The sequence below is a fragment of the Mesorhizobium sp. Root102 genome (assembly GCF_001425625.1).
GTDB lineage: Bacteria > Pseudomonadota > Alphaproteobacteria > Rhizobiales > Rhizobiaceae > Mesorhizobium.
In genome coordinates this window covers 686,354-703,149 of the sequence record NZ_LMCP01000001.1, presented here as the reverse complement: position 1 = coordinate 703,149, position 16,796 = coordinate 686,354, and the positions used below count along the sequence as shown (strand labels likewise).

Genomic DNA, 16,796 nt, shown 5'->3' with positions numbered 1-16,796 from the left:
TTCTTCCTTCGCCTGTCATCCGTCATTTCCCCCACCGTTCTTTGATGGCGTCCATGATCAAAGTATTGACCTTGGACGCGCCCGTTTCGCTGAGGTGGTTGTCGTCCCGATAAAAAACCTGAGAGCCTTGGTTAGCGAAACAGCGCTGTTGATCGCAGAAGACCTTCTCCGGATACACACGCACGAGATTTGGATCGGATACTACATGATCGTATAGTGCGTATGTCCGTTGCGTTCGCCTGCGGAAATCCTCGTAGGAAACCGAAATCGGTTCCGCCTGCATATAAGCTGCAGGATCGTTCTGGCGTCTGGCCCGCATGAGAAGCACCTGCGGGACGTTCCAACCCATCTCCGGGATAGGATAGACTAAGACAACCTTCACCCCGCGTTCCAGAAGTGTGCCCACAGTGTGGGAAATGGCCGTGGCGACTGCAGCCGGATCGGCGGGCCCGGTTTCACCCAGCTTGGCCAAATGCGGATGATCGTCGCCCGGCTCGATGCCCCCCTCGCCATTGTCATAACGACTCTGCTCCACGAGAATAGGGAGACGCCACAAGAGCACGGCGATCGGTCGCTTCAGCCTGCTTACATAGTCGAGCCTCTTGTCATTGTAGTCGCCTGGACACCCCGGTTGGTCCACGTCAACCCTTTGCAAACCGAGGAGAAATACGCAGCCGCCGCGATTGAGCGGTGTGAACGAGGCGATATCTCGGTAGCTGTCGAGGCTGACCCGCATTGGACCAAGCAGAGTGCGAGCGTGAGAGTCACCCAAACTAACGAGGGCATAGCCCTCGGGATTCGAGCCATGAAAGGTACAAGGGCCTTGTTCAGGCACAAAGTTGAGACAGCTCTTCCCGTTCTGAAAGATCTCCGCCTCGCTTACATTGGATGCAGCGGCAATCGGGGCAAGACCGTCTGCAAAACGGCTTGGCATGCCATTTTGGACATACCAGTAGTATCCGCCCCCGCTGAGTAAGACGGCCCCGAGGGAGGCAATCAGCCATATAACGCTTTTGCTGGTTCGCTTTCTGCTGCGGGTCGGAATCTCAACGAAACGGTAGGTCGCAATAGCAAGTATAATTGACACTAAAATCCAAAAAAGCACCATCGCATCATCGACGGAAGCGGTGGCGGTCATTCTTCCGAAAGCAAATATCGGCTGATGCCAAAGATAGAGAGAATAGGATATCAGGCCGACAAATACGAACGGTCGGGAGGAAAGCGCTCGGGTAATGGGATCGCCGTGCCCTGTATACCAGATAAGCAACGCCGTTCCTGCAATCGGGATCAGCGTTACAAGTCCTGGGTGGTGCCACTGCGGTCGCATGAGCGGCACCGCGACGATCAGGAGCGCCAAACCAACCGCAGGCGCGACTCGTGAAGAGCGCATCGACACAAGCCGGCCGCCAGCCAATTCGCGTCTTGCCAGAAACACCCCCAACCCTAGTTCCCAAATTCGAGGCGGCAGTAGAAAAAAAGATGCGTCCGGCAAATGCCGTGTCATCCACTCCGCAAGAATGAATGAAACGACGAGCCCAAAGCATAGGATGACAGTTAGAAACTTTCGAGCATATTTCCAAGTCAATAGGAGAAAGCAAGGAAAGATCACGTAGAATTGCTCTTCGATGCCCAAGCTCCAGGTATGAATTAGAGGTCGAAAGAGATTGTCGGCGGCGTCATAGCTCGCGACATGCCAGAAGTATATGTTGGAGGCTGAAAAAACGGTTGCCAAAAGGCTCGCTGAATAGTCTCGAAAGGCACCAGGCAGCAGATATAGCCAAGCGAGTGGGATCGTTACTGCTAGGACGGTATACAGTGCAGGTAAGATCCGTCTCGCCCGACGCTCGTAAAAGCTGGCGAACGAGAAAGTCCCATTCATGACTTCCCGCTGTACAATCGAGCCAATCAGATAGCCGCTAATAACAAAAAAAATGTCAACACCAATAAAGCCACCCGCAAAAGGGTCATGGCCTGCGACGCGAAACCCTGAATGATAGAGAATCACCAGAACGACGGCGATCGCCCTCAGGCCGTCAATTTCGCGGCGATATCCAACTTGACCGGCCTGGGTCGTAGTAACGATCCCACTCTGGGCAGCTTCCTTGTCTTGGTTCGCATCGCGAGCAGCATCATGGCCTTCGTGAGGCAGACGTCGATCAATGCCGGGGGAGCTATATGTCAATAGCGCAGCTGACTTTTCGCGAAATTCACTCATGGCAATGGAGGCCCTTCCCTCGGGTGTCGCCACGGTCATAGAAGCGACTGAGATAGTGCAGCTCGGGATCCGGCGTGCTGAAGCCCGGATCGGCTTGAAGCTCCTGCTGCTGCCAGGTCGTCGCGCTTTTTGCGGCTCCGATGACAAGGAAGTCGAGGTCCTCTGCCCGCATTGCCAAATCCCTTTAACCGCCGATTTCGCTTGTTAGATCGAAAGCCAAGCCGGCTTTGCGAGAGCAAAGCGCCCCGTCATAGATCTTCATGACATTTTCGACATGGCGGTGCGTGCTGTAGGAGAAGAAGGCGTGGTCACGGGCTGCGTCGCTGATCCGGGCCCAGAGCCGCGGATTGGACAGCAACCGCGATAGCGGCTCCATGAAAGCCCCCGCGTCTTCCGGCGTGACCAGAAATCCGGTCCGCTCATTCTCGATGGCTTCCGGGTTGCCGCCATGATCGGTCGCAACCACCGGCGTCCCGAGGAACATCGCCTCGATAAGGGTCCGGCCGAAGGGCTCTCCCATGGCGGGAACGACCAGAACGTCCGTTGCCGCGAGGAAAGGTTCGATCGGGTTGCGAAAACCCATGAAGCGCACCGCTTGGCCGAGCCCGCGCTCGGAGCAGCGTATGCGGGCGGCCGATTCAAGATCTTGCGAGCCCGCAGGTGAATTCCCGAACACGCAGCCGACGACCGGGATTTGCGGATGCTCCCGCACGAAACGGTCAAGTATGTCGATGAAGAGGAGCGGCCGCTTTCGTTCGATCAGCCCACCGATGAAGCTCAGGACGCGTGTGCCTGGTGCGAGGCCGAGCTCTTTCAGAAGCGAGGCCTTGGCTGCGGCCCTATCGGGAACGACCGATGGCTGGTCGAAGGGACTGTGGATGACGCTGAGGCGCCCATTGAAGGATCTGATCGGATGCTTCGGCCGCGAGAATCGCGACACGGTCACCATGCGATCCGCAATTAACGGCCCAAGAATATTGGCGCCCTTTGCATCGGGATCGCCGCGATGATGCCAAACCAGTCGGGCGCCCGCAAACCGTGCCGCAATGCCCCAGTTGATGTGCGTTCTCCCATCATTGGTATGAATGATGTCGAACCTCTGCTCTCTGATAAAACGGCTTAACTGCGGTAGCGTGCTGGTCAAATAGGTGGCGACACCGCCCAAGGTTGTTCCTTTCGCGGGCAATGTTGTCAAAGGAGGCAAACCCATGAAGGGTTGGCTCTCCCGTGTCAGAAACGCTGCGAGCGGCCCCATGGTTTCTTGCAGCACCAAAACCGGAATGACCCTTGAGGTGTCGAGATTCTGGACGAGCTTAAGTGCCGAGATGTGACTTCCGCCGACATCGTCACCAACAAATGGAAAGCAAACCCGTATCGGCTCTCGGCCAGTCCCATCACTCATCGCCGACTTACCCGGTTACGTTTCCAAGATAGCTGCCGCGGTCGAGATAGCTGACGATCAGTTCCGCAGCCTCCTCGGCGCTCAGATCTGGAGTGATCGTGATGTGAGGAGCCTCGGGGCGCTCATAGGGACTGCCAATGCCAGTGAAATTCTGGATCAGTCCATTTCGGGCGCGTTGATACAGTCCCTTCGGATCACGACCTTCTGCCACCTCCAGCGGCGTATCGACAAAGATCTCGATAAACTGCCCGTCGGCAAAGAGGTCGCGCGCCATCCGGCGTTCCGCCTGGAATGGCGAAATGAAGGAAGCCAGCGCTATCAACCCCGCATCGACCATCAGCTTGGCGGCTTCAGCCACCCGCCGAATGTTCTCGACGCGATCTGCGTCGGTAAAGCCAAGGTCCCTGTTCAGGCCGTGGCGAACATTGTCGCCATCCAGAAGATAGGTGTGCTTGCCGTTTGCATGAAGGCGCTTCTCCACGAGATTTGCGATCGTTGACTTGCCGGCACCCGAGAGGCCTGTGAACCACAGCACCACTGGCCTTTGCCCCTTGGCGATCGCTCGCGCGTTCATGTCCACGTCCAGCGCCTGCCAATGAATGTTGCTTGCCCTGCGCAGGCTGAAGTCGATCATGCCGGCACCAACCGTGTGATTGGTCATTCGGTCGATAATGATGAACGCACCAGTTTCATGCACCTGGGAGTAGGGATCGAAAGCAAGCGGCGCCTGCGTCATCAGATTGATGAAGCCAACTTCGTTCTTTTCAAGAGTTTTCGTGGCGAGCTTTGCAAAATTGTTGATATCCAGTCTGTGTTTTATGTCGGTGACGCTTGCACCTACTACGCTGGTGGCAAGCTTGATCACGTAGGGGCGGCCGGGGATCAATGGATCGTCATGCATCCACAGCACGTGCGCCGCAAACTGATCGGAGACTTCGGGGCGCTCGGCTGCAGCTGCCAGAACGTCGCCGCGGGAGGCGTCGATCTCATCTTCAAGCGTCAGCGTGACTGCCTCGCCGGCACCCGCCTCCGACAGGTCCCCATCCTGGGTGACGATACGCTTCACCAAGGTCGTGACGCCTGAGCGCGCCACCGCCACGCGGTCTCCTGGTCTCACCACTCCGGCTACGATGGTGCCGGCAAATCCGCGAAAGTCGAGGTTGGGACGATTGACCCATTGCACCGGCATGCGGAACGGAGCGGCACGGCGGTCACTGTCCACCTCGACAGTTTCCAGATGCTCGATGAGTGTCGGGCCCTGATACCAGGGGAGGTTCGCACTTCTGGAAAGAATATTGTCGCCATAGCGAGCCGACAGTGGGATTGCCTGTAGCGAAACGAAGCCGAGCGGCTCCGCAAAACTTCGATAGGCGGCCTCGATCTCGTCGAACACAGCTTGCGAGTAGCCAACCAGGTCGATCTTGTTGATCGCCAGAACAACGTGCCGGATGCCAAGCAGGGAAACGATGTAGGAATGCCGGCGGGTCTGGGTGAGGATTCCCTGCCGGGCATCGACAAGGATGACCGCGAGGTCGGCGTTGGACGCGCCAGTGGCCATGTTGCGGGTGTATTGCTCATGGCCGGGTGTGTCGGCGACGATGAACTTGCGCTGCTCGGTGGCGAAGAAACGATAGGCCACATCGATCGTGATGCCTTGTTCGCGCTCGCTGGCGAGGCCGTCGACCAGAAGGGCGAAGTCGAGATCGTCGCCAGTCGTGCCGTGTCGCCGTGAATCAACCGCAAGGGCCGCGAGTTGATCTTCCATCAGCCGTTGGGTGTCGTAAAGCAACCTGCCGATCAGTGTCGACTTGCCGTCGTCCACGCTGCCGCAAGTGAGAAACCGCAACAGGCTTTTCCGCTCATGGGCATGAAGGTACTGCGAAGTGGTCTTGCGCTCCAAGGAAGCTTCGAGGTCCGCGGCTTGAGCAAAACCCAGCATCAGAAGTACCCCTCACGCTTTTTCTTTTCCATCGACGCCGCCTCGTCATGATCAATCAGGCGGCCCGATCGCTCGGAAGTCCTCGAGGCAAGCATTTCCTGGAGCACTTCGGGAACCGTCGCGGCCGTGCTCTCGGTGGCCGCGGTGAGTGGATAGCAACCGAGGGTGCGGAAGCGGACCGAGCGCATCTCAGGCACTTCACCGGGGCGCAGCGGCAGACGGTCGTCGTCCACCATGATCCACTGTCCGTCGCGCTCCACCACCGGGCGCTTTGCTGCAAAGTAGAGCGACACGAGCGGGATGCGCTCCCTCATGATGTATTGCCAGATATCGGTTTCGGTCCAGTTCGAGAGGGGAAAGACGCGAACAGACTCCCCAGGCTTCAGCCGGCCGTTGTAGAGATTCCATAGTTCCGGACGCTGGTTCTTTGGATCCCAGCCATGACTGTCGCTGCGCAGCGAAAACACCCGCTCCTTGGCGCGGCTTTTTTCCTCATCTCGCCGCGCCCCGCCGAACGCGGCATCGAAGCCGAACGAGGACAGCGCCGATTTCAACGCTTCGGTCTTCATGATCTGCGTGTAGATCGACGAGTCGTGGGTAAACGGTGTGATGCCCTCGGCGAGACCGGCTTCGTTGCGCCGCACCAGCAGATTCAAACCAAGCCGGGCAACGGTTTCATCGCGGAAGCGGATCATCTCCCTGAACTTCCAGGTCGTGTCGATGTGGAGCAGGGGAAACGGCAGCGGCGACGGGTGAAAGGCCTTCATCGCGAGATGCAACATCACCGCGGAATCCTTGCCCACGGAATACAACATCACGGGGTTGCGCAATTCGGCTGCCACCTCCCGCATGATATGGATCGATTCAGCCTCGAGCCGCTGCAGGTGGGTGAGGGACGGCGACGAAGGAGCAGGGCGTCGCTGTACCGTGGGCAAGGTTGTTGAGGCTTGGGGTTCAACGGTCATCTAAATCGCCTTTGAAGGGGCAAGACTTGCTTGGTTGAGAGCGTCTGCCGGCGGGACCTGCCGGTCGGGGTGATGAACGGTCTTGAGCGCCTTTCGCAACGAAAGCCCCAGGCCGAGGGTCCACAGAATGCCCAGGATGATATGGGCAATGTTGCCGCCCATCGCGCCGATCCGCGGGATGAGCAGGAGGGCCGTCATGTGGAAGGCGGCTGTCGCAACGACAACAATGCGCAACACCTCACGTTGCCGTCCCATGGCAAGCAGCGCCGTGCGGGCGGCTGAGCCCGAAAGCACGAACGTGACCGCCACCATCTGCACGACGACGAGGCTGGCTGCGCCTATGAACTCCGGTCCCGCGGTCCAGGTAAGCAGCGGCCGGATGATCGCCGCCACGACCAGGATGCAAATGACACCAAAGCCGAGCAGCATGGCCTCGGCCTGAAAGATCACCCGCTTGAATTCCTCGATGCTGCCTTTCGCCCAAAGGCGGGCAACATCGGGATAGAGAACGTTCTGCACCTGCGGGCCTACTTGCTGGCCGACGCGGCCTATGCGCTTGGCGATCTGGTACAAGCCAGCCGAGGCCGGGTCGGCTAGCCATCCGACCAGCAGCGTATCGAGCTCTTGCGCGCTCGCGCGCAAAGTGAGCGAAATGTTGGACGACCACGCGAAATTCCAAATGCCGGGGAAGCGGCGTGTGATGCCGGCCAAAGGCGCGCCCAGGACATTGTGGACACCCTGCTTGTGTAGCGCGCGCATGGTCAGCGTCAGGAGCGTCAGGGAGCCGAGGATCTGCGTTCCGGCCCAAACCGCTGTGAAATAAGCGAGATCGGCGTTGAGCAGCACGCCGAGGAGACACAGCAACACGCGCAGAACGGCGTTGAGCAGCTGCCCGTAGGCGAGGAGGCGGAAGTTGCCGGCCATGCGTTGGACAGCCACGGGGACGCCGGAAATCTGAAACAGCAGAACGCTGGAGTAGAGAACAAGAAGATGCACGATCTGCGCCGACCAACCGAAAACTGGCGCAACGAGAAGGGCAGCGCCAATGGCGACGACCCAGGCGCAGACAGCGGCGCCGACATCGATAAGCAGGCCAAACTTCATGAGGACGCGCAAATTCTCGTGGCCCTCGGATGCGTCCAGGCCGGCTGCGTATTTGATAATGGGCTGCCACGACTGGAAGCTGACAACGCGCTCGACGACCCTTGTGAACGCAATAATCAATGCAAGCTCACCATAGTTCGTCACGCCAAGCGCTCGTGCTGAAAGCGTAAAGGCTACAAGTGCCAGCAATGAGCCAAGAAAGTTGCCGGTCAGAAGGTGTGCGATATTGGCCATGCGCGTGCGGCCCGCACTCTTGCGCCTGGCAGCTTGCAGAACCCGTTGAGCCAGTCTTCCGATCATCGCAACCGTAGCCAAAGTCGCCCCGCTCATTCTTGATCGGCAATAAACTTCCCTTGGTCGTTCTCAGGGACTGTTTCTGCCGATGGCTTCCATCATCGGCAGAAACCAGAAAGCCGCCACGACCAAGTTTGGTCCTGTCGCAACCCCAATAAGCTAGGACCTGATCGCTGATACGACTGACGGCCTACTCCATTAGCGGTAAGCAGCTTCACGGTGAGTTCATCGCCGAATATATACGGCGCGAAAAATTAGAATGAAAAATTACATTCAACAGATAGGGCAAGAATATCTTAAGTATTTGGCTCTCTCATCTTAAAGAAAATCAGATACTTCCATATTTTAGCAATCTCCTCGGGATGAAGCGCAACATATATGACGCGCCTCTTTCGCTGTTGGTCGAGGACTGATCCAAGGTTGGATCCGGTAAGAGATACGCCGAAATCCGACGGACCCGAATAGGCCTCGCCGAGCATGCGATCCAGCATCAACTCTCCCAAAGCCGGGGTATAGCGCGCAGAGTTCCAGTACCATCGCATCGCCTGATGACGATCGCCCGGATCCGGAATGTCTTCCATTGTAATGGAGTTATAGCCGCTAAAATCCCACAGTTTCACTTCAGACGTGGCTGTCTTGAATGCATTGACCTGATCTACAGCATATGTGAGGTCCATACGCCAGCGGTCGTAAACCGGGAGAAGCCCCATGGCCCTGAGTGCTTCCATCTGACGAGCATGTATCGGTGAAATGAAGAGCGTGACGTCCACGCCAGCGGCGGTGAGGCGGTCCAGCAGGTCACGCAACAGGCCGATTCTGGTCAGGTCATAGTCGAAGCTGCCGGGGGACGAAAACTCCGCCATCAACCGATTCAGCTTCTGGTCGGATACCTGTCTGTAGCTGTAATTGTGCGCTAGCGTGATCTGGTGAAAACCGTCTTCCTTGTCGGTCTCTCGAAATCCAATGCTGTTGGCGTGCACCGTCCGCAAAGCGTCGATAAAGCTTTCAGGGGAGAACAAGGAGCGCGCATAAACGATAGGCATTGGAACCCCGGCAAAGCCGGATTCCGGAAAATCTTGCGTTTCCTTTTGGTCGGCCTCAAACATGGAAAAATCGAGATTGACGATCACCCGGCGGGGCGTGTCATGAGCCAAGGCGAACATGCCAATGTCATAGAGTTCGACCATGCTCGCGCGGGGAACTGCCGCATTGTAGGCCTTTAGCCTGTTGAGGCTCGGTCCTGCTGGGTCAAGACCGACGCGAGCCCGCGAGCCGCCGAGGATCAAGGTATCGTAGTCGGTAAGCCATAGACGTAGCGAGTGCTCTGCACTCGCGCCTATCGAGAGGCGATGTGTCTTTTCGGCATTGAAATCGCGAATCTCCGGAAGATGACTAATCCCATACGGATCCACAACGAAAACGAAGCCCGCAATCCCGAGCTCTAGCAACCCCCCCAAGACTGCAACCCTCAAAGCCAGCCGTGGCAGGCGCGATCCGGATATCATTAATGGCGGGCTTGGCGCAGGAGCCTGCGAGCCCCTGAATTTGGGCATGGTCATGTGTCCTGCGGGGTTGATGCCCTCGCGGATGAACACCTTGTAAAAGGTCAGGCAGAGGATTCTTATGTCGAGCCAGAATGTCCGGTGATCAACATACCAAACGTCCAGAGCGAAGCGGTCCTCCCAATCAAGTGCGTTGCGGCCTTTCACCTGCGCCAAGCCCGTGATGCCAGGAGTGACTTCGTGACGACGCGCCTGCTCAGGGCTATAGCGCGGCAGATATTCTACCAAAAGAGGTCGAGGCCCGACGAGGCTCATCTCGCCCCGCAATACGTTGATCAGTTCGGGCAGCTCATCAAGGCTGCTTGCCCGCAGGAAGTTACCGAAGCCAGTCAGCCTGTAAGCATCGGGCAGCAGCCGGCCATGACGATCCCGACGATCGGTCATCGTTCTGAACTTGATTATCTTGAAGGTTTTTCCGTGCAGTCCGGGACGTTCCTGGCGGAAAAAAACTGGACGCCCAAGAAGCAGCGCGACTGCAATTGAAAGTACCATGATGAAGGGCGACATCAGCAGCAGAAGGCAGGCGGCAACGAGCAGGTCGAACGTGCGTTTCATGAGCGTTGCTCCTTTCGTCGGCATGCCTGCCGCGGCTCGCTGATACGCCCTCCGGCCAACCGCGACGCTCCGTAATAATCAAAAGCTAAACCACGTCACGGGAGATGTTGTGAAACATAATTTCGAAAGGCAGAACAAGGACTCGACCTGCGCCGAACAGCGCCTGAGAACGCTTGAGATGTTCTTGTCCAACACCGGATATTTCGATTGCAGATCGAGAACCTGAATGGCTGAGTTCGGTGTCGATTGCTTTCAATTTCAGAATTTCGTCAAAGCGGTGTTCCATTTTTCCGCGATCTCCTGCATTGAGAACCGGGCGCTCGTTTCGCGAGCTAATCGCCCCATTTTCTGGCGAAGAGCGTTGTCTCGCATCAGGCATGCCATTGCGGATGCCAACTCGGCAACATCGTCAACCGGCACGAGCAAACCCGAAACGCCTGACTCGATGATCTCGGATGGACCGAAATCGCAGTCCGTTGCGACGACCGGCCGGCCGGCCGCCATAGCCTCGATCAGCACGTTGGGAAAGCCTTCATACCGTGACGTTAGGACAAACAGGGAGGCGTCGCGTGCCCATTCACCCGGACGCTCGGTAATGCCGTCAAGCTTTACCCTGTCCCTCAGATCAAGTGCATCGATCTGACTTTGAAGAAGACCCCTATCCGGTCCCTCGCCGAAAATCGTCAATGTCCATGCCGGAAATTCCGTAGCGATCTTGGCAAACGCCTTGATCAGCGTATCGAAGCCCTTCTGTTCCACCAGACGTCCGACGGCGACCAGACGAAACGTCTCGGTGCCTTGGTTCTTGTGGGCATCGGTCGCTTGGCACGGATTCCCGATAACGAAGGCCTTTCTTCTGAGCGTATCCGGCAGTGTCGTGAGAATCGCATCGGTCTGCATGACAAGCCGATCCGCCCATCGAAGTATAACCCCGGAAACGAGGCGCCATGCGAAGTGCTTTTTTTGCGCGTTTGGATTGTTTCGTTCCGAGATAATGACCCGGATGCCGAGGTTTTTTGCCGCCAGCAGGCAGAGAATATTGATTTTTGTTAGAAATGAAACGACCAGGGTGGGCTGAAGATTTTTGAATTCTGCACGCAAAATGAACACGCGCCGCAGGCTGCGGACAAATCCGAATTTCGAAAGCCGTGAAGCTTCATCCTCTACAAGCTTGTGAACCGTGACATTCGGGTGCAGGGCAAAGTAGCTCTTTTCTTCTTCTCTCACGAAAGCAAACAGATGGACTTCATCGCCGCGCCGGCATCGATCCGCGGCAAGCAGACTGACCACACGCTCCGTCCCTCCTGCACCCAAACCCGCCTGCACAAGCGCAAGTCGCATTTACGCCTCTCTTAATTCCAAACCGTCGATCATCTCGCCCTGGCGTTTTTATCGATGAGTCAGCAATGAAGTTCATACGAGCCGCATACGAGCCGCGTTCCGCCACGGCGAAGCAGCTCCACCGCCGCTGGAGTTAGCCAGTCCATGCAGGTCTGCTCGATGAGTTCGGCCTGCACATCACTAAGATAGTCCGCAAAGCCGCCGACCTTACCGCAACGTGTCTGATGGCTTTCATCATCATGCGCCGCCGGGCTGCCCGCCATATCAAGCTCACGCATCGCATCGTAACGCGAAGCGTCGATGGAAGCCTGTAGCTCGCGCGCGGACGTCGTGTGGCCAAGGAATCTCAGGATCCGCGTACAGGTCCCCGCAGGGTCTTCGGTCAATTCCTCATAGCTCAACACCGCATTCTCGTGATGCTTAAGGCCTCGGCCCCACTCATTCAGGTAGACGATCAGAGCCGGCAAGCCTTGTTTACGATCGGCAATGAACGCGTCCATGTTTCCTTCGAAGCAGTGTTTGTGACGCGTAGCATGGAAATAAGCTGATACAATTATGCTGCGTGGATCTCGCACCATGAAGATGACCGGCCGGTTGAGAAAGAGCGAGCGCCTGTAGCCCAGGTGCGAAACCAGGACGAGTGGCACGCTGGGGCGCTCTTCTGTGTAACGGAAGGCCGGGATGCCCCTCGCTGGATCGAGATCGAAATCCGGAAGAACCTCGAACATCGGGGAAAGACCGGCATTTCCGCAACGGGCGTGGCGATTGAAGTAGTCCGAAAGGATCTGTCTAAGCCAGGTTCCTCCGCATTTCGGGTAGGAGACAAGAAACGCATCGGCGCCCGACGCAGCCCAGCTCATCCTGATACGGGTGTCGATCTTCTGGAATGCGCGAAGGGTAGTCGTCAGCATGGCGACAGGCCTTCGGTGCCAGGAGGCTGTTTCGAAACACGCTCTGGCGAACCATATGATGGTGGTTCCGAGAACCGGAGCGCATCCCAACGGTTGGCGAGACCATGCATGGCATGTCCCGTGCCCCCCGCACTAGGTCCGGGAATCACGACCGCCACGCGTAGCCGGTGCGATCCCCAGTTCCCAGCAGGAGTGGTGGCGCTGCGATACCGAAATGCCGGGTCGGCGAAGCTCTCCATTGCGTATTCCAGTCCCACTGTCCCAGTCTCTAGATATCCAGCTTTCCTCGACTGGAGGAGATGCAAATATGGCTACGTCAATGCTGCCGTTTACCTCTAAAGGTGAACTTGGGCGTAGAATCGAAGCGACCATAGAAAAGGTCCGCGTCTCGCTGTCGCTTGCGGCACTTAAGCTGGAGTTCGAATTTGATGCGCATAGCCTTTGTCGGTGCGGTGGAAGGGTCCCGTGTTGCTTTCGACGCCCTCGTTGAAGCGGGTATGACGCCATCGCTGCTTGTCACCCTTGCGGCCGACGCCTCCACACGCCATTCAGATTTTGTGGATTTGTCGGGTCCGGCGCGCGCCGCCGGAGCCTCGGTCCATCTGACCAAGAACATCAACGCGTTTGATACAGTCGCTTGGCTCGAACAAGGTCGCCCCGATTTGACGCTGGTGATCGGTTGGTCGCAGATCTGCCGGGCCGAATTTCGTTCGGTCGCCCGCCTTGGGTCGGTAGGCTTTCATCCGGCGCCGTTGCCGCGCTTTCGAGGCAGGGGGGTGATCCCTTGGACGATCATCGCGAACGAGAGGGAGACTGGATCGACATTCTTTCGGCTCGATGAAGGCGTCGACAGTGGCCCGGTTATCCTGCAGAAGCTTTTTGCCGTGGCGCAGGACGAGACCGCGCGTTCGCTCTACGAAAAGCACAAGCAGGCCCTGCGGGAAATGACACCCCTCGTTGTGTCAGCGATCGCCCGCGACAACGGCGTGGGCGTTGCGCAGGACGATTCCCTCGCCAGCTACTGCGCCAAGCGCTCGGCGGATGACGGATCGATAGACTGGACGCAGACGGCTGAGGCCATTCTTCGTTTTGTCCGCGCTGTCGGCGATCCCTATCCAGGTGCCTTCACTGTAGGCGAGGGCAGCAAGATCGTCGTCGACAAGGCACGCATGTTTGCGGAACGAGGGCGCTACATAGGGCTGACTGGCCAGGTCCAGGCGCATACTGACGGTGGTTTTGCCGTGCTTTGCGGCGATGGAGCAACCATTGAGGTGACATCCTGGCGCGGCGCCAGGCCCAAGATACATGCCAAGCTGGTGTCGGCCTGAGAGGGCCATGCTGGCCCGCTCTGGGCCACGGTCCGCTTGGAAGGGATCTGCCGCTTCAGCTGTTTGTTTGGTGTATTTGAACGAAGGAATGTTCAGGCGGCGATTGTCGGCCGCGATGAGGGTCGTTCTTGCAGATACCAGCGTACGAAGGCAGCCACCCCGTCCTGTATGCTGGTCTTGGGGCGAAAGCCTGTAAGGGTCTGCAGGAGGCGCGGATCAGCATAAGTCGCCGGCATGTCGCCTGATTGCATCGGCAAAATCTTGCGGATGGCACGTTTGCCGAGGCAATTCTCGATTGTCTCGATGAAGGACAACAGCTCCACCGGCTGGCCGACGCCTATATTGACAACACGCCAAGGCGCCACGGGTGACAGCGTATCGACGACATCCGGTCCAGACACCGGCCGGCCGGCCACGGGCACGCATCCGATGAGCCGAACGATGGCTTCAACAAGATCATCAACATAGGTGAAATCGCGTTTCATCAAGCCTTCGCCATAGACTTCAATCGGACGCTCGTTCTGAATGGCGTCGACGAACTTGAAGAGCGCCATGTCGGGTCGGCCCCAGGGGCCGTACACGGTGAAGAACCGGAAGGATGTCGTTGGAATCTGGAAAAGATGCGAATACGAGTGTGACATCGCCTCCACCGCCTTCTTGGTGGCCGCGTAGAACGTTAGTGGCCAATCGGCCTTGTCGGTCTCAACGAACGGGATTGTTTCATTCGCGCCGTAGACCGAACTGGTGGAAGCAAGCAGCAGATGTCCTGGCTTCAGGTCACGGGCAAGTTCAAGGACGTTGAAGGAACCGACCAGATTGCTGTCGGTGTAGCTTCGCGGATTGTCGATCGAGTACCGCACACCGGCCTGTGCGGCCAGATGGACAATCACGTCGGGCATGGCCGAGTCTGCCGCCCGCCGGAGCGCGTCCATGTTTTCCAACTGTTCGACGTGGAAGCGAAAGGCGTCATATCGCTGAAGCAAGGCATTTCGGGATTGCTTCAAGGCAACGTCGTAGTACGGCGTCATGCCGTCGAAGCCGGTTACGGAGTGACCGTCATCCAGTAGGCGTCGCGCCAGATGAAATCCGATAAATCCGGCGGATCCGGTGATGAAATACCTCATTCGGCGGCCGCGGCAAAAGCAGAATTCTCCGCTGTCACCCCCTCGCCGATGTTCACGTACTCAAAACCATGCTTGCAGACCTCTTCGCGCCTGTAGATGTTACGAAGGTCGACTACTACCTGCTTCGACATGCAGCGCGACAGCCGTTCAAAATCGAGAGCGCGAAACTGGTTCCACTCGGTGATGATCACCAGGGCATCGGCGCCCTTGGCGCATTCGTACACTCCCCTCGCATAGTCGACGCTGGCGCCAAGCATGAGCTTGGCCTGTTCCATGCCCTCAGGGTCATACACCCGAACAAACGCCCCGAAATCGATCAAAGCCTGGATGATCGAGAGGGAAGGCGCGTCACGGACATCATCCGTGTTGGGTTTAAATGTGAGACCCAGTACGGCTATCGTTTTTGCTCGCACATTGCCGCCGCAGGCGAGCACGATCCTGCGGGCCATGGTGCGTTTTCGCTGGTCGTTCACGGCGACCGTCGTTTCGACCAGCCGTAGCGGCGCGCCGCTATCTTGCGCCGTCTTGACGAGAGCCAGCGTATCCTTCGGGAAACAGGATCCCCCATAGCCTGGGCCCGCATGCAGGAATTTAGAACCGATGCGGTTGTCTAGCCCGATGCCTCGCGCCACCTCCTGCACGTTCGCACCTACGTTCTCGCAAAGATCCGCAATCTCGTTGATGAATGTGATCTTGAGCGCCAGGAAGGCATTGGCCGCATACTTTATCAGTTCTGACGTGCGACGTCCGGTGAACATGATCGGCGCTTGGTTGAGATAGAGTGGCCGGTAGACTTCCGCCATCACTTCGCGGCTGCGTTCGTCCGACGGTAGACCGATAACGATCCTGTCGGGACGTTTGAAGTCGTCGATAGCTGCCCCTTCGCGAAGGAATTCCGGGTTCGACACAACTGCTACATCTGCCGTCGGGTTGCAGCTGCGAATAATCCGCTCGACTTCATCTCCTGTCCCCACTGGCACTGTGGATTTGACAGAGACCACGGTGAAACCGCGAAGCGCAGCCGCAATTTCCCGCGCCGCCTCGTAAATATAGGAAAGGTCGGCATGACCGTCGCCTCGCCTCGAAGGCGTTCCGACAGCGATGAACACCACATCTGCATCTGCGACTGCTGGCGCAAGCTCGGTGCTAAAGACGAGCTGCCCAGTCGCAGAATTCTTGCAGACAAGGTCTTCGAGACCTGGCTCATAAATCGGCATTCTTCCAGCTTGAAGATCGACAATTTTTGCCTCTGCCTTGTCGATACAGACGACTTTGTGACCAAAGTCAGCCAAGCATGCCCCAGACACGAGACCGACGTAACCTGAGCCAACAACCGCGATGCGCATGAACTCGCCACTCTGATGATGATTTTGTTCGATTAAGCCAGCAGCGATCAAGAAAATGGAGCGCGAAATCGGATATGGCTTTACCTCTTCCGAGACCCGCCGCGATCTGGAAACCTCCGCCGGCGCCATTTGACTACTCTAAATGTTGATAGCCTTCCCACGGGATTAGACCCGAGCGATACCTCCTCGCCAAAACGCGGGCGAAGGATCGGTTGCCTGCGGCGCCCGTTGGCAAACGCTGTTGGAATGGGTTCACTGTCGTCCGTTTCCGACCAGTGCCTTTACGAGAGTGCATTGAGACGAGCGGAACTTCGCGGTTGAAGTGGCGGCAAACGCCTGGTCTACGGCTGCTTTCCGGCTCAGGCCATTGTGCAGGAATATCTACCCTTTCCTTCGAAACAGACCTCGCTGCTCGCAAAAGACGGCGGCTGACCACCCTGGGCCGCTACGATCGACGGAATTGGACACGTACGAACAATCGTCGGGCCGAGACGACTTCTTCTGGCATCCCGCCAAAGCCTTTTTGGCAGCTTCTACCCCAGAGCGATGTCCCCAAACCGCGATCCAGGTTCCGTCTATTGATCCGGAGATCGCTTCCAAGCGTGTGTGCCAGGATCAAACCGCATCAGCTGATCGAACTCTTTCTTCGTCAATTCTCCGGCCTGCGGTCGTTTCGTTTGTCGCTGCCAGGCTCTCAAAGCGTCCAATGT

General features: G+C 57.6%; 12 protein-coding genes and 1 pseudogene. 1 reads left to right on the top strand and 12 read right to left on the bottom strand.

Annotated elements, in window-relative coordinates; genetic code table 11:
* Window positions 1-22: 22 nt before the first annotated feature.
* The 10 genes and pseudogenes from ASD12_RS03175 to ASD12_RS03135 form a co-directional block, all read right to left on the bottom strand.
* Entirely contained in the window at window positions 23-2,215 is a 2,193-nt protein-coding gene (locus ASD12_RS03175) for an acyltransferase family protein (protein WP_056581834.1), read from the bottom strand.
* A gap of 25 nt (window positions 2,216-2,240) precedes the next feature.
* Window positions 2,241-2,387: pseudogene (locus tag ASD12_RS03170) on the bottom strand (sulfotransferase); the annotation flags it as partial.
* A 12-nt stretch (window positions 2,388-2,399) separates the two neighbouring features.
* Window positions 2,400-3,380 (bottom strand): glycosyltransferase family 4 protein, encoded by a 981-nt coding sequence (locus ASD12_RS03165; protein ID WP_056581832.1) that lies wholly within the window; start codon window positions 3,378-3,380, stop codon window positions 2,400-2,402.
* Between the two features lie 244 nt (window positions 3,381-3,624).
* Complete coding sequence (gene cysN, locus ASD12_RS03160; protein ID WP_056581831.1) at window positions 3,625-5,556, bottom strand: sulfate adenylyltransferase subunit CysN; 1,932 nt, start codon at window positions 5,554-5,556, stop codon at window positions 3,625-3,627.
* A complete protein-coding gene (gene cysD, locus ASD12_RS03155) occupies window positions 5,556-6,521 on the bottom strand; it encodes a sulfate adenylyltransferase subunit CysD (protein ID WP_244482719.1) in 966 nt (321 codons plus the stop codon). The genes cysN and cysD overlap by 1 nt, the downstream gene beginning before the upstream one ends.
* Entirely contained in the window at window positions 6,522-7,859 is a 1,338-nt protein-coding gene (locus ASD12_RS03150) for a lipopolysaccharide biosynthesis protein (RefSeq protein ID WP_244482718.1), read from the bottom strand.
* A gap of 356 nt (window positions 7,860-8,215) precedes the next feature.
* Entirely contained in the window at window positions 8,216-10,036 is a 1,821-nt protein-coding gene (locus ASD12_RS35830; RefSeq protein ID WP_082525204.1) for a sugar transferase, read from the bottom strand.
* 85 nt (window positions 10,037-10,121) lie between these two features.
* Window positions 10,122-10,322 (bottom strand): hypothetical protein, encoded by a 201-nt coding sequence (locus ASD12_RS33910; protein WP_156388982.1) that lies wholly within the window; start codon window positions 10,320-10,322, stop codon window positions 10,122-10,124.
* Entirely contained in the window at window positions 10,295-11,377 is a 1,083-nt protein-coding gene (locus ASD12_RS03140) for a glycosyltransferase family 4 protein (RefSeq protein ID WP_057144053.1), read from the bottom strand. The genes ASD12_RS33910 and ASD12_RS03140 overlap by 28 nt, the downstream gene beginning before the upstream one ends.
* A 59-nt stretch (window positions 11,378-11,436) precedes the next feature.
* Complete coding sequence (locus ASD12_RS03135) at window positions 11,437-12,288, bottom strand: sulfotransferase domain-containing protein (RefSeq protein WP_244482717.1); 852 nt, start codon at window positions 12,286-12,288, stop codon at window positions 11,437-11,439.
* Window positions 12,289-12,716: 428 nt separating this feature from the next.
* Between ASD12_RS03135 and ASD12_RS03130 the strand changes: the two genes are divergently transcribed.
* Window positions 12,717-13,616 (top strand): formyltransferase family protein, encoded by a 900-nt coding sequence (locus ASD12_RS03130; protein ID WP_056581827.1) that lies wholly within the window; start codon window positions 12,717-12,719, stop codon window positions 13,614-13,616.
* 92 nt (window positions 13,617-13,708) lie between these two features.
* Here the strand turns inward: ASD12_RS03130 and ASD12_RS03125 are convergent, their stop codons facing one another.
* Together ASD12_RS03125 and ASD12_RS03120 are read right to left on the bottom strand one after the other, a co-directional pair.
* A complete protein-coding gene (locus tag ASD12_RS03125) occupies window positions 13,709-14,740 on the bottom strand; it encodes an NAD-dependent epimerase/dehydratase family protein (RefSeq protein ID WP_056581826.1) in 1,032 nt (343 codons plus the stop codon).
* Window positions 14,737-16,086: a UDP-glucose/GDP-mannose dehydrogenase family protein gene (locus ASD12_RS03120; protein ID WP_056581942.1), complete on the bottom strand. Its 1,350-nt coding sequence runs from the start codon at window positions 16,084-16,086 to the stop codon at window positions 14,737-14,739. The genes ASD12_RS03125 and ASD12_RS03120 overlap by 4 nt, the downstream gene beginning before the upstream one ends.
* Window positions 16,087-16,796 lie beyond the last annotated feature (710 nt).